16 protein-coding genes and 1 pseudogene are annotated in these 17,104 nt (G+C 37.6%); 5 read left to right on the top strand and 12 right to left on the bottom strand.

Annotation, left to right across the window (positions count from 1 at the left end; all coding sequences use genetic code 11):
* Positions 1-343: 343 nt before the first annotated feature.
* The 6 genes from ACFSQP_RS11680 to ACFSQP_RS11655 form a co-directional block, all read right to left on the bottom strand.
* Positions 344-1,513, bottom strand: a complete 1,170-nt coding sequence (locus tag ACFSQP_RS11680) for an acyl-CoA dehydrogenase family protein (RefSeq protein WP_376894708.1) — start codon at positions 1,511-1,513, stop codon at positions 344-346.
* 21 nt (positions 1,514-1,534) lie between these two features.
* Positions 1,535-2,413 (bottom strand): ComEA family DNA-binding protein, encoded by an 879-nt coding sequence (locus ACFSQP_RS11675; protein ID WP_376894706.1) that lies wholly within the window; start codon positions 2,411-2,413, stop codon positions 1,535-1,537.
* Positions 2,414-2,419: 6 nt separating this feature from the next.
* The gene (locus tag ACFSQP_RS11670; protein WP_376894703.1) at positions 2,420-4,489 is read right to left on the bottom strand and encodes an amino acid carrier protein; all 2,070 of its coding nucleotides are present in this window, start codon (positions 4,487-4,489) and stop codon (positions 2,420-2,422) included.
* Positions 4,490-4,585: 96 nt separating this feature from the next.
* Complete coding sequence (locus ACFSQP_RS11665) at positions 4,586-5,608, bottom strand: potassium channel family protein (RefSeq protein WP_376894700.1); 1,023 nt, start codon at positions 5,606-5,608, stop codon at positions 4,586-4,588.
* A gap of 2 nt (positions 5,609-5,610) precedes the next feature.
* Positions 5,611-5,838, bottom strand: a complete 228-nt coding sequence (locus tag ACFSQP_RS11660; protein WP_376894697.1) for a PspC domain-containing protein — start codon at positions 5,836-5,838, stop codon at positions 5,611-5,613.
* Positions 5,839-5,854: 16 nt separating this feature from the next.
* Positions 5,855-7,126 carry a DUF2851 family protein gene (locus tag ACFSQP_RS11655; protein ID WP_376894694.1) on the bottom strand — a complete coding sequence of 424 codons (1,272 nt, stop codon included), beginning with the start codon at positions 7,124-7,126 and terminating at the stop codon, positions 5,855-5,857.
* Positions 7,127-7,272: 146 nt separating this feature from the next.
* Here ACFSQP_RS11655 and ACFSQP_RS11650 point away from each other — a divergent pair, with 146 nt between their 5' ends.
* The 3 genes and pseudogenes from ACFSQP_RS11650 (at position 7,273) to ACFSQP_RS11640 (ending at position 8,985) form a co-directional block, all read left to right on the top strand.
* The gene (locus ACFSQP_RS11650; protein ID WP_376894692.1) at positions 7,273-7,758 is read left to right on the top strand and encodes a CIA30 family protein; all 486 of its coding nucleotides are present in this window, start codon (positions 7,273-7,275) and stop codon (positions 7,756-7,758) included.
* 74 nt (positions 7,759-7,832) lie between these two features.
* Positions 7,833-8,612: pseudogene (locus tag ACFSQP_RS11645) on the top strand (HipA family kinase).
* Positions 8,602-8,985, top strand: a complete 384-nt coding sequence (locus tag ACFSQP_RS11640) for a DUF3037 domain-containing protein (protein WP_376894689.1) — start codon at positions 8,602-8,604, stop codon at positions 8,983-8,985. Before ACFSQP_RS11645 ends, ACFSQP_RS11640 begins: the two are co-directional and overlap by 11 nt.
* Positions 8,986-8,997: 12 nt before the next feature.
* Here ACFSQP_RS11640 and ACFSQP_RS11635 read toward each other — a convergent pair whose 3' ends face one another.
* Both ACFSQP_RS11635 and ACFSQP_RS11630 read right to left on the bottom strand, forming a co-directional pair.
* Positions 8,998-9,981, bottom strand: coding sequence for a PLP-dependent cysteine synthase family protein (locus tag ACFSQP_RS11635; RefSeq protein WP_376894687.1), 984 nt, complete (start codon positions 9,979-9,981; stop codon positions 8,998-9,000).
* A gap of 145 nt (positions 9,982-10,126) precedes the next feature.
* Positions 10,127-11,362 carry an ABC transporter permease gene (locus ACFSQP_RS11630; RefSeq protein ID WP_376894834.1) on the bottom strand — a complete coding sequence of 412 codons (1,236 nt, stop codon included), beginning with the start codon at positions 11,360-11,362 and terminating at the stop codon, positions 10,127-10,129.
* Between ACFSQP_RS11630 and ACFSQP_RS11625 the strand changes: the two genes are divergently transcribed.
* Positions 11,363-12,628 carry an exo-beta-N-acetylmuramidase NamZ family protein gene (locus ACFSQP_RS11625; protein ID WP_376894685.1) on the top strand — a complete coding sequence of 422 codons (1,266 nt, stop codon included), beginning with the start codon at positions 11,363-11,365 and terminating at the stop codon, positions 12,626-12,628.
* A 45-nt stretch (positions 12,629-12,673) separates the two neighbouring features.
* On the opposite strand, the gene ACFSQP_RS11620 is transcribed toward ACFSQP_RS11625, so the two are convergent.
* From ACFSQP_RS11620 to ACFSQP_RS11610, 3 genes are all read right to left on the bottom strand, one after another.
* Complete coding sequence (locus tag ACFSQP_RS11620) at positions 12,674-13,066, bottom strand: hypothetical protein (protein ID WP_376894684.1); 393 nt, start codon at positions 13,064-13,066, stop codon at positions 12,674-12,676.
* Between the two features lie 149 nt (positions 13,067-13,215).
* Complete coding sequence (locus ACFSQP_RS11615; protein ID WP_376894681.1) at positions 13,216-14,049, bottom strand: sterol desaturase family protein; 834 nt, start codon at positions 14,047-14,049, stop codon at positions 13,216-13,218.
* 28 nt (positions 14,050-14,077) lie between these two features.
* Entirely contained in the window at positions 14,078-14,554 is a 477-nt protein-coding gene (locus ACFSQP_RS11610) for a YkgJ family cysteine cluster protein (protein WP_376894832.1), read from the bottom strand.
* Between the two features lie 102 nt (positions 14,555-14,656).
* On the opposite strand from ACFSQP_RS11610, the gene ACFSQP_RS11605 reads away from it, so the two are divergent.
* A complete protein-coding gene (locus ACFSQP_RS11605; protein ID WP_376894678.1) occupies positions 14,657-15,364 on the top strand; it encodes a class I SAM-dependent methyltransferase in 708 nt (235 codons plus the stop codon).
* A 77-nt stretch (positions 15,365-15,441) separates the two neighbouring features.
* Here ACFSQP_RS11605 and ACFSQP_RS11600 read toward each other — a convergent pair whose 3' ends face one another.
* Complete coding sequence (locus ACFSQP_RS11600) at positions 15,442-17,061, bottom strand: amidohydrolase (RefSeq protein ID WP_376894676.1); 1,620 nt, start codon at positions 17,059-17,061, stop codon at positions 15,442-15,444.
* Positions 17,062-17,104: the final 43 nt, after the last annotated feature.

The following is a 17,104-nucleotide window of genomic DNA, read 5'->3' as shown; positions in this document are numbered from 1 at the left end:
AGCTGGCTTATAATCCTTACCATCTAGGGTCATTTTGGCGCCGATTCCGTGGGGAATTTTCGCCAAAACAACCACAACATTAATTAGTAGCTGGCTTATAGTCCTTACCATCTAGGGTCATTTTGGCGCTGATTCCGTGAGGAATTTTCGCCAAAACAACCACAACATTAATTAGTAGCTGGCTTATAATCCTTACCATCTAGGGTCATTTTGGCGCCGATTCCGTGAGGAATTTTCGCCAAAACAACCACAACATTAATTAGTAGCTGGCTTATAATCCTTACCATCTAGGGTCATTTTGGCGCCGATTCCGTGGGGAATTTTCGCCAAAACAACCACAACATTAATTAGTAGCTGGCTTATAGTCCTTACCATCTAGGGTCATTTTGGCGATAATTTCTCGCAAAATTTCAGAGGTGCCGCCGCCAATTGGACCTAAACGACTGTCGCGTAACAAACGTGCTAGCGGATACTCTTCCATATAACCATAACCTCCTAAAAACTGCAAGCACTGATATATTACCTCGTCTGCCATTTTAGTAGATTGTAATTTTGAAACCGTAGCTTCTTTTACTACATACTCGCCTTTGTTCATACGGTATGCTATAGCGTAGTTAAATTCCTTACAAACAATCATATGCGCATAAGCATCTGAAAAACTGTGCCTTAAAGCCTGAAATTTATTAATACTCTGCCCAAAAGCATAGCGCTCGCTCATGTATTTTTTAGCGTAGTCTAAAGCAAATTCAGCACGTGCATGGGCGTTTACTCCCATTATTAAACGTTCGAAAGCAAAGTGCTGCATAATATATGGGAAGCCTTTATTTTCCTCCCCTAATAAATTGGCAGCCGGAATGGTTACGTTATCGAATGCTATTTCGGCCGTATCGCTGGCGCGCCAGCCTAATTTATCCAGTTTTGTTGCTGAAATACCTGGCGTATCTCTATCCATAATAAACATACTAATACCTTTATTACCCAATTCCGGATTGGTTTTAGCCGCCACCACAAGGTAATCGCTGTATACACCATTGGTAATAAATGTTTTAGAACCATTTAACACGTAGGTATCGCCTTTCTTCTCCGCTGTCGTGCGCATACCCGCCACATCACTACCTCCAAAAGGTTCTGTTACACATAAACAGCCAACTAAATCGCCAGTAATACTCGCCGTTAAATATTTTTGTTTTATGTCTTCGCTACCTTCAGCATTCACGTGCGTCATGGCTAAATAAGCATGCGCCCACATGTTAGCCGCAAACCCACCAGAATTTATTTTCTGTAATTCTTCCAAAAATATAATAGTGTAAAATAAATCTAAATTTAAGCCACCATAGGCTTCAGGGTAGTTTACGCCAAAAAATCCCATCTCGCCGAACTTCTTCCAGATAAATCGGTCTACTTTACCTTCCTTTTCCCACTTTTCAATGTGTGGCACTACCTCTTTTTGTAAAAAATCTTTTAAGCTTTCTCTAAACAAGTTATGCTCTTCGGTGAAGTACATAGTATTCATATTGTCAATTTTTTTGTATAATTATTCGATTGTCAAAGATAACTTAATTATCTCAATCTTATTTATAGGAAAGTCCTTAACTTTCGTTAAATCATCCAGCGATTTAAAGCCATCGCGTAGCGTGCGCTCTTCAATTATGTTAAAAGCAACCTCATAATCTATGTACGGGATTGTTACCAACTCATCGCGAGTGGCCAAATTAATGTTATATTGTTTTATGGCGCGCGGTGTTTTCACCGTAAACTGCTCTAATATGTTACTTATAACCTCGGGCGACAATCCGTATATTTCGGATAGCTCTGCATTAGCTGCAAACTGTCCGCCTACTTTTTCTCGGTAAGCAACAATACGTTCCGACAACTTGCTACCAATACCATAAACACGCGTTAATTGGGTAGCGGTTGCTGTATTTAAATCGGTTTTCTGATTGTAGCTAAGCGGCTTTTTTTCGTCAAACCTAGTTACTTTAGGTGTTTTAGCTTGCTTGTTTACCCAATCTGGAAATTTAAAATAAGGCGACATTATTGCCAAAAGCGAGTCTGATACCTGTGTTACTTTTTGAAATTCCTGTGCAGAATTAACCCATTTGTTTGAAGCTCTAAACGCGTGGAGTCTGTCTATTTCTGCGGCCGACATACCTAAACTATAGCCTTTATAATCCGTAATATAATTTGGGTTAAACGGAAATATTTTTGGTTGCGAAGCTATTACGGCTAGCTGTTTTAAAGAATCGACTTCGGCCTGAAGCTGGCTACTTACAGGGGTAATTGATTGTTTATTTACGGTGGATGTCATGTAAATAACATAGGCCACCTGCACCAAAACCATCACGGTTATTAACAACAAAATCCCATTCCGTTGTTTTTTAGAAAACGTAAAATGGGATTTTAATCTGTGCATATTCGGTTATTTTTTATCCAGCTTTCGGTATAATTGATTAGTCTTTAGTTTGTTTAAATACTTGCTTAAATCTACTTTCACTTCATTAGACATAATGTACAAACCAATAATATTTGGGAAAGACATGGCTAATATCATCATATCTGAAAAATCCAGTACAGCGCCTAAACTCACAGAAGCACCTATTACCACAAATACCAAAAACAACATTTTGTATATAAATTCAATTTTTTTGCTCTTACCAAATAAGTAAGTCCAAGCACGCATACCGTAATAGGACCACGATATCATGGTTGAAAAGGCAAAAAGAAAAACTGCTACCGCTAAAACATATGGAAACCAGGAAATTTGACTTCCAAAAGCATCGGAAGTAAGTTGTGCACCGGCCAGGCCACCTACTTCATGCATTCCGGTAAAAATTAATACTAAAGCGGTAAGTGTACAAACCACAACCGTATCTATGAAAGGCTCTAATAAGGCCACAAATCCTTCAGATGGCGGATTATTTGTTTTTGCCGTACTATGCGCAATTGCGGCAGATCCAACCCCGGCTTCATTAGAAAAAGCAGCACGTTGAAAACCAACCACTAGCACACCTATAATACCTCCTTTTAAAGCAGAAGGACTAAATGCACCTTCGTAAATTGCTGAAAAGGCTGGCCCTATATTTTGAATATTCATAACAATAACTGCCAAGGCTGCAATTACGTATATACTTGCCATTACGGGCACGACTTTTCCGGTTACTTTGGCAATGCTATTAATCCCTCCAATTATTACCACACCAACTAAAATTGCCGTTATAATTCCGAAATAAAATCCATTCCCTTCCAACATTGGAAACTGTCCGGCCAACTGCTCGAACGATTGGTTTGCCTGAAACATGTTACCACCACCAAAAGAGGCACCTACTGCTAATATGGCAAACAAACCGGCTAACACTTTTCCAAATCCTTTCATGTTACGTTTTTCCAGGCCATAGCGTAAATAGTTCATAGGTCCTCCAAATACGCGTCCATCTGGCAAAATGTCGCGGTATTTTACACCTAAAGTACATTCTACAAATTTTGTGGACATGCCCAGAAAACCACATACAATCATCCAGAATGTAGCACCGGCGCCTCCTAAAGACACAGCAACTGCCACACCAGCAATATTTCCTAAACCTACAGTACCAGAAACGGCTGTAGCCAAGGCTTGAAAGTGCGTAACTTGTCCTGGTGCATTGGGATCGTCGTACTTACCACGTGCTAGATCGATAGCATGTTTGAAGCCTCTTAAATTAATGAATCCCATTCTTAAGGTGAAAAATAAAGCTCCAAAAACCAACCATATTACAATAAAAGAAATCGGTTTAGTTAAGGGGTCGCCGTTGGGATGGGTTAATGCTTTTGGTTCATCGTACTTAACTCGGGCAAAATAATGAGCACCTTGTTCTATAACATGTTCGGCATTTTTTGAATCGTAAATAATGTTACCTGCATTCGTTATATGTTCCAATTGTCCTTTTGCCGCGGCTAAAACCGTTACTTCCTTTCCGTTCTTGTCCGCTATTACAGCTATAGGAGTGTTTTTATCTACATGTTCGCCAGCCGCAACCAGCCATTCTTTAAGCGTAAATTCGTTATCAACTTCATTGGTCCAATTTGGAATACCAACTAGTTTAACATCGGCGTAAACCACAGGATCGTACAACCCAACGGCTGCAAAGGGATCCCAGAACAACACCGATCCTAATGCGCCAACGGCAGGTGTCATGGTGCCATTAAAAACCTCGGTTATGGCTTCTGCTTTTACTTTAAAACTCGCTGTTTTGCTGGCTCCAGTGGCATCGGTTACTTCTACGGTATAAGGAATACCTTCGGTAAGGCCAACAGCCATATTTGATGTAAGTGGCGTGCTTTGGTTGCTCCAACGATACGTATACGGTTCTACTCCTCCTTTAACTGTTAGTGTTATAGCCCCGTCGTTAATTGTTTTGGAGGGATTTGTGGTAACTCCCGATATTTCCAAATCCTGTGCAAATGCCATTAGGGGTAGAACTACAGTGAAAATTGAAAGAAGAATTTTCTTCATAAGAATTATGTATTAGTTAGTTTTTTAGAATTAGTAGGACAAGATGCTAAAAATAATTGATTTTTTGAAAAATCTATTCATAAAATCACTTTTTCACTAGGTAATATTATAAACTGCTTTTAATTTCTGAATTTGTTCCGAACGTCCTAGAACAATAATTTTACCATCGGAATGCAGCGCTTGAGTGGCTTCGGGGTTTATAACATAATCGCCTTTTCCATCTTTATAACCAATTATATTACAACCAGTTGTTTTTCGTAAATCCAGTTCACGAATGGATTTTTCAACCTCATTAGTCAGTAGTAATTTTACATCTATTTCTTCAATATTTACATGTGCACTACCGCCAATTTCTAGGTTATCAATAAATTCAATTAAATCGGGAACAACAACCAATGAAGCCATATGGTTACCCCCAATTTTATCGGGTAGAATAACATTGTTAGCACCTGCTAGTTTTAATTTGTTGTATGACGTTTCTTGCGATGCGCGACTAATAATTTTAAGTTGCTTGTTAAGTTGCCTAGCGGATAATACCACAAATAAATTGTCGGCATCGTTTGGTAGCGCGGAAATAAGTGTTGAAGCATGCGCGACGCCCGCTTTTAACAGGGTTTCATCCTCGTTGGCGTTGCCCAAAACAAACGGAACCATCTCACTCCTGTACTTTTCTACAACGTCCTTATCTTGTTCAACAATTACAAAAGGTTTTTTGTAGGCCATTAGCTTTTGTGCTGCTTGCTTCCCGTTTCGACCATAACCGCAAATAATGATGTGATTGTTAAGATTATCAATCTTTTTCTGCATCTTTTTTTGTTTTAAATCTTCAATAGTGTGTCTGCTTAAAATGTACTCCGTTATAACTGTTATGGCGTAACCAACTATAATGATGCTCGTTAAAATTAAAAAAATAGTAAAGAGTTTTGAACCATCGTCCAGTGGCCTTACCTCTCCAAAACCTACTGTTGTAATGGTAATAACAGTCATGTAAAGGGCATCAATAAACCGGTAGCCAGACATTAAAGCGAAACCAATTACGCCGGTAACTAGCAATAAAAATAATAAGGCAATAGCTGTAATTATTTTGGACCGAAAAAGCTTAATGGCTAATTTTACCATAACTACAAATCGAATACGGATGAACGTTTTGTGAATAACAAATCTTTAATACGTATCCAAAAAGCAAAAAACAAATACAGGGCAAATCCAAAGCCAAGTGTTACAAAGGCTAAATACATAAAAGAGGTCCGCACCACTTTAGCACGAATACCCAAACGGTCCGCAATACGCTGGCATACATAGAAACCGCGCTTTTGAAAATACAGCAAGGTTTTGTAAAAAAAATTCATGTTGCAAGATACTAATTTATTTGCTTATTAAATTATTTCCAATGGCACATTCTAAACATTTATTGGGCACACAATAGTGCTGTTTTAATTGTATTAGGGCTTGTGAAACAGCAGCGGTTTTAGCAAGCGGACGCAGGGTGTGAAAACGGCTAACAATCTGATTTTTTTCGGAAGGAACTTGTGCCATTACATTCAGTATTTCCGCAGTATTATCCTGTCCTTGGGCTTTGGCATAGCTGAACGTAATTGGTACAACAGTGTTTATAATTACCAAATTAATAAAACTTTTGGTAAGCATTTTTTTTGAGGCTTTTGAAGGGGTTTGAAAGGTGTAATGTGTTTGCCAAAAAGCGGTACAACCCACCTGGAAAATATCATAAAACTCCGGAAGTGTTTTAGCCTGAATAAGGCGCGATAATAACCCGTGATTTTGCGCATAAATACTTGCTAACTGCGACAGCCTGATAGTGGGAAAATTAGGTGGACGTAATTTAAAAAATTGCACCGGTAACACATGTGTATTGTCTAAATTATATTTGGTTTTTAAATACTGATAGGTGTTAAACAGGTTGTTTTCGTATGGTTCTTGACTGTTAGCGCGTAACAAACCCCCTTGCCCCATTAATAAAGCCTCCAATTGCTGAACATTATTTTGGAGTTTTCGGATTATAGAAAAATTAATAGATTGTGCTAGGGTATAAAACGCTTCGCCATTAATATTTAAACCAAAATTTTTTGCTAACATTATAAATAAAACAGCTTCCCAATTATTTTTAGACTGCTTTAAAAGTGTGCTAATAGTTGTTGCTTTGCGTTCCAACCGCTCAATATACAAACGCTCTAGCCAGTTGTTTATTAAAAATTGCGTCGGCTCATGAAATGCCTTTTCACAATTAATCCATGTTTGTTTTTTAGAAAATAATTTATAGTAATTTGCTAATAAGGTAGTATCTATATATTCCCGAAGTTCTAGGGTAGGTATAGCAGTGTTGTCCTGTCTAAAAACATCGGTGTCATGATCCCAAACCACATGAAGTATAACATTATAATAAGCAGGATCGGTTTCATGATTATGCACATACCAATCGCTGGATTTAATATGTATTTCAATATTTCCTGCCCAATGTTGGTTGTCTATTTTTACCTGTGCGGCAAAAAAATCTGGACCAGACAATGCGTTATGTTGCCCGGAATTTATAATACTAATAGGCAAACCCAAAGTTGTTTTTAGCTTTGTAATGGGCATTTTTTTATGCAACCACAAATAATGTAAAAAAGCCTCTTGCATGTTAACAATTTACGGAAATTAATCTAATATGTATAAACCCCTTTTTACTTTATTATTTTACTTATCTTGTTTCCATTAATTACAAGACACTAAAATGTATGGTAAATTTGATACTTATTTTATGTTTGTTACATCCACAAAATGCTATGACTATTTATACTTTTAATGCTGACAGCAAAAAAACAGATTGGTTTACATTGGACGATGTTGTTATGGGCGGCCAATCTGTAGGAAGTTTTACAATTCATCCAGAAGGTTACGGTGTCTTTAAGGGTAAGGTGTCTTTAGAAAATAACGGCGGATTTTCGTCTGTAAGGCATCAATTTAGCACAAAAAATACGACCAATTTTTCCTATTTCCGAATTGTATTACGAGGCGATGGTAAGCCCTATCAATTTCGCGTAAAATCCGATAAAAACAACCAATATAGCTACGCTGCAACTTTTAACACCCAAACCAAATGGGAAACAATAGATATTCCTTACGCTAGTTTACTACCCGTTTTTAGAGGGCGCAAATTAAATATGCCTCATTTTAACGGTGTGGCCTTATCGGAAATTGGCTTTTTAATTGGCAATAAAAAAGCACAAGAATTTCAATTAGAAATAAAAAGCATTCAACTAATTAACTAAAATAGCCAAATTTTACTGCCGTTTTAAAGATCAGAAACAGGTGTGTTTCCTGTCATTTTAATACCTTCGCAACCATGAATTCCATTGAAATCCGCCATGTAAACGTTGTGCAATACATTACACCTTTAAGAGAAGGTGGATCGCTACCTGCGGTTGTAAAAGCCGACGATGATTTTATGTATGTATTAAAATTTAGAGGTGCCGGACAAGGTAAAAAGGCTTTAATTGCCGAGCTTATTGGCGGTGAATTGGCTCGTGCCATTGGCCTACATGTACCAGAATTAGTTTTTATGACTCTGGACGACTCCTTCAGTAAAACCGAACCCGACGAGGAAATTCAAGATTTACTAAAGTTTAGCGTGGGTTTAAATCTTGGGCTTCATTATTTAGCAAATGCCATTACTTTCGACCCGTTGGCCACCCAAATAGATGCGTTAACAGCCTCTAAAATTGTAATTTTGGATAGTTTAATAAGCAATATAGACCGCACAACCAAAAACACAAACCTACTGTCATGGAACAACCAAATATGGGTAATAGACCACGGTGCCAGCTTTTATTTTCATCATAATTGGCCCACTTGGGAAAACCACTTAACACGTACATTTCCACTCATAAAAAATCATGTGTTGCTACCATTTGCAACAGTGCTAAATAAAGCTGCTGAAGCGATAGAAGTAGCATTAAACGCTTCAAAAATTGAAGAAATTATAGCATTAATTCCTAATGACTGGCTTATAGAGGCCTCTGAAAATACAGCTCCGTAACATTTAAAAGCCCGCTATGTTAGCTATTTAAAAGCAAAACTTGCAATACTAGACAAACTTGTAAACGAAGCCAATCATGCCAGATAACCTTACTTACGAATACGCCATTATTCGCGTTGTTCCGCGGGTAGAACGCCAAGAGTTTTTTAATGTTGGCGTGCTTCTTTACGCAAAACGAAATAGGTTTTTGGGTATAAAATACCACATCTGTCCTCAAAAACTAAATGCCTTCTCGAAAGACTTAAATGTGTCTGAATTAGAAAACTATTTAAATGCCTGGGCCTTAATTTGCGAGGGAAATTTACAAGGAAATACCATTGAACAATTAGATATATCGGATAGGTTTAGGTGGTTGGCTGCCTCCAAAAGTACCGTTATACAATGCTCGCCTACACATGTTGGTATTTGCACAAACCCAAAAGAGACCCTAGAGGGCCTCTTTACAATGTTTGTAGAATAAAAATAGACGTATTTACGCTTCTAAATACCCCATTTTTTTCATCCATTCATTATTAAACATTTTTCCTACGTACCTACTACCATGATCGTGAAATAATACGACCACCACATCGTCTTTGGTAAATTGATCTTCCAGTTGCAACACACCTTTTATGGCGGCACCAGCAGAATTTCCTAAAAACATACCCTCTTCTTTAGCCAGTTTCTGCGTATAAATAGCGGCATCTTTATCGGTAACTTTTGTAAAACCATCAATAATGCTAAAATCTACGTTTTCTGGTAAAATATCTTCACCTATACCCTCGGTAACGTATGGATATATTTCTTTTTCGTCGAAAATACCCGTTTCATGGTACTTTTTAAAAACGCTACCATAGGTATCGACACCCCAAATTTTAATGTTAGGATTTTGCTCCTTTAAATATTTACCTACACCAGAGATAGTTCCGCCCGTGCCAACGCCCACCACAAAATGTGTTACTTTGCCATCCGTTTGTTTCCAGATTTCGGGACCGGTGCTCTCGTAATGCGCACGCGCATTGCTAGGATTATCATACTGATTTACGTACCAAGAATTGGGCGTTTCCTCACCTAAACGTTTGGAAACCGAATAATAGCTTCGGGGGTCGTCTGGTTCTACATCGGTAGGACAAACTACTACTTCAGCACCTACCGCACGCAGGATATCCATTTTTTCTTTAGACTGCTTATCGGAAATAACAAAAATACATTTGTAGCCTTTTACTATTGCGGCCAGTGCCAAACCCATGCCTGTATTTCCCGATGTTCCTTCAATAATAGTGCCTCCTGGTTTTAACCTGCCATCTGCTTCCGCATCCTCTATCATCTTCAGGGCCATGCGGTCTTTTACCGAGTTTCCTGGATTAAAGGTTTCGTATTTAGACAACACCAAACACGGCAAATGTGCTGTTAGTTTATTTAGTTTAACCATAGGCGTGTTACCTATTGTTTCAATAATATTATTTGCGTATTCCATACTAGCTTGTTTCAAATGTTAAGCAAATTAAATGAAAGCTTCCGCTAAATTTAAAGAGCTTTTAATTTAGACATGCAAAGGTAAGTTTTTGGTAGCAAAGCACGAAAGATTTTTAAAGCCGTGCTTAACGAAAAAACAAAACGACCTAGTTAAAACGAATAGACTTAACCGGCGATATTTTTGTAATTACATACGATGGAATAAGAAGCATAAGAATGCATAATATAAAAGTACCTAAATTTAAAGCTAGAATATAGCTTAAACTTATATACACGGGCGCTTCGCTAACGTAATAAACGTTTGGATCCAATGGAAAAATTTTGAAATATTTTTGTGCCAATAAAATGCCTAATCCAATAGTATTACCCCAAAGTAACCCCAAAGCAATTAAATACGACGCATTGTATAAAAATATTTTCCGAATACGCCAGTTGTTACTTCCTAATGCTTTTAAAATTCCTATCATTTGTGTGCGCTCTAAAATAAGCACCAAAAGTGCGGTTACCATATTAAAGCCAGCAACAATAACCATAATGCCTAAAATGCCATAAATATTTTTTACAAAAATACTTATCCACTCGAATATTGAATCGAATTGACGCTCCACGGTTATCGTATTTAACTCTGGCGGTGTTTGTTTGTAAACCTCGTCGCGTATAGCATCTAAATTATTGTAGTTATTTACAAATATTTCGAAATGCCCAACCTGATCTGGCTCCCATTTATTTAATCGTTGCAAATGTTTTAAATGCGAAATAACATAGGTTTTATCGAATTCTTGAAATCCGGAATTATAAATACCAACAACTTGGTAAGGAATAATACGCGGTTGTTTATTAAAATCGTTATTTGTAAAATATGTTTGAATGGTGTCTCCTACTTCCAATCGCAGTCTGTTGGCCGTATATTCTGAAATAAGCACATCCTGACTGTATGCTGAGGTATATTTTGGAATGGTACCTTGCACCAAATATTCTTCAAAATAATCCCATTTATAATCTGTACCAACGCCTTTTACAATCACAGCCTCAAAATCGGTTTCCGTTCTCATAATTCCGAATTTAGTGGCTACACCTTGAATGTGGCTAACGCCGCTAACCGAATTAAATTCTGGATAAAACGACTGATTTTTTGAAATGGCCACGTCGCTTTCTTGCAAATTATTCATGCCAAATTTCGAGATTGTAATATGCCCATTAAAAGCCACTACTTTGTCGCGAATTTTTTGTTGTAAACCAATTCCTGTGGCTATAGACACCATCATAACTATAATACCAATGGCAATGGCTGCAATTCCAATTTTTATTATTGGTGCCGAAACGCTACTTTTATACGCTTTACTATCAATAATACGTTTAGCTATAAAATACTCGAAATTCAAATGATACAAATACTAGTTAATAAGTCCAAAAATACTGTTTTATTATTTGTTATGGTACTCATTTCTTGTGGAAACTTTTCACAAACAACCCAGGAGAAAAATTTGGCCAAAACAGTCGTAAAAAAACCAGTAAAAACAAATAGCACACCAGCTACTAAGGTGGGTGCTAATCAAACAACGGCCTACCTGCCTCTTTTAAAAAACAAGCGTATTGGTATTGTTGCCAACCAAACCAGTGTAATTTTTAAAGACCCTTCTTTACGCACATACACACATTTAGTAGACTCGTTAATGGCGTTAAATGTTACTGTAAAAAAGGTATTTGCACCGGAGCATGGGTTTAGAGGCACTGCCGATGCTGGCGAACTTATAAAAGACGGCACTGATACTAAAACAGGGCTGCCGTTAATTTCGTTGTATGGCGCAAACAAAAAACCTACTGCTGTACAATTACAAGATTTAGACCTTATTATTTTTGATATTCAGGATGTTGGCGCCCGCTTTTACACCTACATTTCAACCCTGCACTATGTTATGGAAGCCTGTGCCGAACAAAAAATACCTCTTTTAATTTTAGACAGACCCAACCCAAACGGTCATTACATAGATGGCCCTATTTTAGAACCAGCCTTTAAAAGTTTTGTTGGCATGCATCCCGTACCTGTGGTTCATGGCATGACAATTGCCGAATATGCAAAAATGATTAATGGCGAAAAATGGCTTGAAAACGCTGTGCAATGTAGTTTACAAATAGTTCCTGTTGCCAATTATACACGCCAAACACCTTATAGCTTACCAATAAAGCCTTCTCCTAACCTGCCCAATGACGTGGCTATAAATTTGTATCCCAGTTTGTGTTTTTTTGAAGGTACAAATGTAAGTGCTGGTCGCGGAACAGATAAACAATTCCAGATATTTGGGAGTCCGTATTTAAAAACTAATTCCGGCATGTTTACCTATCAATTTACACCACAACCTAACCCTGGAGCAAAATCTCCTAAACACCAAGACAAGCTTTGCTATGGTATGGATTTAAGTCAGACAAAACCACTAAACAACCTCAACCTAAATTACTTAGTAAACGCCTACCAAGCTACTGCAAATAAGGCCACTTTTTTTAATAGCTTCTTTTCTAAATTAGCAGGCACTGCCTCTTTACAATCTCAAATTGAAAGTGGTATGTCTGCACCTGAAATTACACAAACGTGGGCAAAAAATTTAAGCGCTTACAACCAAATGCGCCAACCGTATTTACTGTATCCTTAATAGCTGTGGCAAAAGTAAGCAAATAACATCCTTTAAGCATGCACATTACGTGCGCTCTACAGTTGTTTCTGGATCCGTAATATAGACCACAAAAATAATTTTTTTTGCGTCTTGAGAAACCACTAAAACATGCTTGCCTTTTGTAAAATTAGCAAGTGGTAATTTATACTGTTTTTTAAACGGGTGCATATCTATTTCCCGCTTAAAGTCCTCGTTTATGGAGTATATATGATTAATTTGGCTGTTGCTTGCCAGCAATAGCGTATCTTTTGTTGTGTTTAGCTCATGTACCAAAGTACGCGCACTTATATTGGTGTTTTTTACAATTTTTGCGGTATAACTGGTTTGTCCAAAAACCGATTGTTCTAACATAAAAAATCCAAAACAAAGAAACCCGCAAAATGCCGTACGCAACGTGTTACTATATTTTAAATTCATAGTTTTTTGTGAGGCATTTGGGTATTAAGTTTACATAATAGTTTGGATGTATTGTTGGCTAAACCAAAGTAACACTGGTGTAAACGCCAAGGTATAAGTAAAGAGGCTATTGAATGGTGAGGGGATTTCATAAATTATTTAAATTGCTATTAATTCGTTTTATTGGGTGGGTGTTGATAAGGCACAAAAGGCTGTTTTAATAACGTTTTTATTTGGCCATTTGCTACCGCATCTGGGAACACATCTACACCATATATAATTTGTTCGCGATCCAATTCTTTATATGTACCAAAAATCCTATCCCATATAGAAAAAATATTTCCGTAGTTGGAATCTGTATAAGGCAATACATAATGATGATGCACTTTATGCATGTCTGGCGACACAAAAATATAACTTAAAAGTTTATCTGTTGTACGCGGTAATTTAATATTTGCATGGGTTAATTGCGTAAACACAACCGACAAGGATTGGTATAAAAACACAATGGCTATTGGTGTACCCACTATAAAAACACCCAAAACGGTAAAAGCAAACCGGATAACACTTTCAATTGGGTGGTGGCGGTTTCCTGTTGTTGTATCTACATGATGGTCTGAATGATGAACTAAATGTACTTTCCATAACGCGGGAACTTTATGCTCCACAAAGTGGGCTAAATAAGCACCAAAAAAATCGAGTAACAGCACACCCAACAACACATAAACAACCAGCGGCATCTGTGGTAACCAATTTATAATTCCAAAATTATGAGCCGTTACCCAATCGGTTGTTTTTAACAGAACAAAGGCCAAACTCACATTTATAACCACCGTGGTTGCCGTAAAAAACAAATTAGGCCAAGCATGTTTCCATTTTTTGTACGAAAACCGGAATAAAGGTAAAGCGCCTTCCAAAAACCAGAAAAACACAATACCACCAACCAACAACGCACTGCGATGCAAACTAGGAATGGTTTCGAAATATGAAATAACAGCGTCCAATTTTTTTCTTTAAAGATACTAAAAGTTATTAAAAGTTGATGCGTTTTTTCATGGCTTCTACAATGTTAAAAGCTGCAGGGCAAATGGCCACATTTTTTAACGTAAGATTAGAAATTTGTTGAAACTTCTTACGGTCTGTGTGTGGAAACTCCCGGCAGGCTTTAGGCCGCACCTCATAAATACTACAAAAATTATCGGCGCCTAAAAAAGTACATGGCACGGTTTGCAAAACATAATCGTTGTCCTCATCTACTCGTAAAAACTGATTAATAAATTGCTGGGGTTTCATTTTAAAATGCTTGGCAATTCGTTGAATATCTTTATCCGTAAACAAAGGCCCTGTTGTTTTGCAACAATTAGCACATTCTAAACAATTGGTTTCCTTAAATGCCGCTTCGTGCAATTCTTGCATAAGGTAATCCAGTTGCTTTGGTGGTTTCTTTTTTAGTTTTTTAAAGAAATCTTTGGATTCCTTATGCTTATCTTTGGCAAGTTTTGGAAGCATTTCTATTTTAGGGCTAACACTCAAAATGATGGGGATTTTCAAATTTACTGGGGTCGCAAAATAAGAAAAACCCCAAAAACTATAACTATTAAACTGTAAACTTTGTTTTTAAAAGATTTATTTGGAAAAGCGCTAGTAGATTACCAATCTGGTAATTACACAGAGGATTTAGTAACCTATACTAATATTTCGGAGGAAGATGACTTGCCTATTCCTTATCTTTTCAGAAATTTTAGCAACATGCCCAAAATAGAACAAAAGGCTTTGCAGTTGGCAAAAGGCACTGTTTTAGATGTTGGCTGCGGAGCCGGAAGCCATAGTTTGTATTTACAAAACAAAGGGCTCCTTGTTAAGGGTATTGATATTTCTGCCGGAGCCATTGAAGTAGCGCGAAAGCGTGGTGTAAAAAACGTGCAACAAAAAGCCCTTTTAGACGAAACTGAAACCTTTGATACCATTTTATTACTTATGAATGGTACTGGAATTTTTCAGGAACTAGCTCACGTTAGCGCCTACCTTAAACATATCACATCACTGCTAAAACCAAATGGCCAGGTATTAATAGATTCCTCGGATATTAAATATATGTACGAAGATGAGGATGGTGGGTTTTGGATAGACACCCAAGCAAATTACTATGGTGAATTGGACTATTATTTAAGTTATAAAGGTGAAGAGGAAAACCCTATGAAATGGTTATATTTAGATTTCGACACCCTAAAACTTGCCTGCGAAACCCTTGGGTTATCCTGCCAAAAAATACTGGATGGACCGCATTTTGATTATTTAGCGAAACTAACAAAACTTTAAGCGCTGGGCGCAAACAGAAAAGTCTAGCTACGGGAACGTTTCCAGACTTTTAGGTTGCAACAAACTGTTTTTATAAATTAATGGACACGCACCCCACCCAGATAAGTCTGTAAAACCTTGGTGTAAGGCACTTGTTTTATATTAGCTGTCATGATATCTTGATCTAGGATAATAAAGTCCGCCCATTTACCAACCTCAATGCTTCCTTTTTCGGCCTCCTCAAAATTAGCATAAGCTGCCCAAATAGTCATACCGCGCAAGGCCTCTTCTCGCGATAAGGCGTTTTCTTTCTGAAAACCATCCGCTGGAAAGGCGTCTAAATCTTGTCGCGCTACCGCGGCATAAAAGGTTAAAAACGGATTTACTTTTTCAACCGGGAAATCCGTTCCTAAAGCCAATTTACCATAGCTTTCTAATAATTTTTTATAAGCATAAGCACCTTTTAGGCGTTCAGCGCCAATTCTATCTTCAGCCCAATACATATCGCTTGTAGCGTGTGTTGGTTGCACCGAGGGTATTATGTTATTAAATTTTTCAAAGTCGGCTGCCGACACAATTTGCGCATGTTCAATACGCCAACGTTTATCTTTTTTTCCTTCTAAAACCTTCTGATATATATTTAAAACAGCATGATTGGCAGAATCTCCAATAGCATGTGTATTTAGTTGAAAATTAGAATTAGCAATTCGTTTAGCTGCATTTTCAAGGTAATCTAAACTGGTAACAGGCAAACCATAAGTATGTTTGGCATCGGAATAGGGCTCACGCAATAAAGCGCCTCGGGACCCTAATGCGCCATCGGCCGAAATTTTAAACGATCTGATGTGTAAACCGTCTGTTTTAACAACACCTTTATTTAGGTAATAATCGATTTGTTGTTCCGTACCGCTAGCCATAACGTATAGTCTAATTTTTAACTGATTTGTCTGGTATAGGCTATCCATAATAGCAATAGCATCTGCATGTACGCCTGCATCTACAACCGTAGTTAAGCCATATTTAAAACATTCTTTTTGAGCAGCTAAAAGCGCCTCCACGCGTTGTGCAACTGAGGCCGTAGGCCAATTATTGTAAACTAAATTTTGAGCCTTATCCACCAATACGCCAGTAAGCTTACCCTCTTTTTTAATAAACGCTCCTCCTGCTACACTACTGGTATTGGTTACTTTACCCAAATCCAATGCTGCCTGATTAAACAAGGTAGCATGCCCATCTATGCGGCCAAGAGCTATAGGCGTATCTGGAAAAAGCTGATTTAGCAGCGCATTGTCTGGATAACTTTGGTCTTCCCAATCGTTTTGATCCCAACCTCTGGCATAAACAAAAGGTAATTGTTTTTCATTTTGAAAACGAATAACCCGTTTTAAAACATCGTCAAAACTGGTGGTTCCCATTAAATCCACACTTAACAGATTATTCCCTAAACCTTCAAAATGTGCATGAGCATCAATAAATCCCGGAAAAATGGTTTTTCCTTCAGCGTTAATTATCGTGTCTGCCGCATATTTGCTTTGTAATATGTTGGCGGCTGCAATATCCACAAACTTCCCGTCTTTAATGGCAAAGGCTTCTGCTTTTTCAAATTTATCATTAACGGTATAAATATGGGCATTTATAACAATGGTATCTACTTGTGGCTTTTCTTTTTGGCAAGTTAAGACGGTTCCTAAAAGGACAATTACGAGCAATTTTTTCATATGGCGTTGGCGTGCAAAAGCGTTAATTAATTTATTATTTTTT

This window comes from Bizionia sediminis (assembly GCF_042684585.1).
GTDB lineage: Bacteria > Bacteroidota > Bacteroidia > Flavobacteriales > Flavobacteriaceae > Algorimicrobium > Algorimicrobium sediminis.
Note: the sequence above shows the minus strand (reverse complement) of the source record. Positions and strands in the feature narration are given on the sequence as shown.

Coding starts and splice junctions, on each gene's coding strand:
- ACFSQP_RS11625 (WP_376894685.1), top strand. CDS start 11,363: ATGATACAAATACTAGTTAATAAGTCCAAAAATACTGTTTTATTATTT.
- ACFSQP_RS11670 (WP_376894703.1), bottom strand. CDS start 4,489: ATGAAGAAAATTCTTCTTTCAATTTTCACTGTAGTTCTACCCCTAATG.
- ACFSQP_RS11655 (WP_376894694.1), bottom strand. CDS start 7,126: ATGCAAGAGGCTTTTTTACATTATTTGTGGTTGCATAAAAAAATGCCC.
- ACFSQP_RS11665 (WP_376894700.1), bottom strand. CDS start 5,608: ATGGTAAAATTAGCCATTAAGCTTTTTCGGTCCAAAATAATTACAGCT.
- ACFSQP_RS11680 (WP_376894708.1), bottom strand. CDS start 1,513: ATGAATACTATGTACTTCACCGAAGAGCATAACTTGTTTAGAGAAAGC.
- ACFSQP_RS11640 (WP_376894689.1), top strand. CDS start 8,602: ATGCCAGATAACCTTACTTACGAATACGCCATTATTCGCGTTGTTCCG.
- ACFSQP_RS11660 (WP_376894697.1), bottom strand. CDS start 5,838: ATGAATTTTTTTTACAAAACCTTGCTGTATTTTCAAAAGCGCGGTTTC.
- ACFSQP_RS11600 (WP_376894676.1), bottom strand. CDS start 17,061: ATGAAAAAATTGCTCGTAATTGTCCTTTTAGGAACCGTCTTAACTTGC.
- ACFSQP_RS11620 (WP_376894684.1), bottom strand. CDS start 13,066: ATGAATTTAAAATATAGTAACACGTTGCGTACGGCATTTTGCGGGTTT.
- ACFSQP_RS11650 (WP_376894692.1), top strand. CDS start 7,273: ATGACTATTTATACTTTTAATGCTGACAGCAAAAAAACAGATTGGTTT.
- ACFSQP_RS11675 (WP_376894706.1), bottom strand. CDS start 2,413: ATGCACAGATTAAAATCCCATTTTACGTTTTCTAAAAAACAACGGAAT.
- ACFSQP_RS11610 (WP_376894832.1), bottom strand. CDS start 14,554: ATGCTTCCAAAACTTGCCAAAGATAAGCATAAGGAATCCAAAGATTTC.
- ACFSQP_RS11635 (WP_376894687.1), bottom strand. CDS start 9,981: ATGGAATACGCAAATAATATTATTGAAACAATAGGTAACACGCCTATG.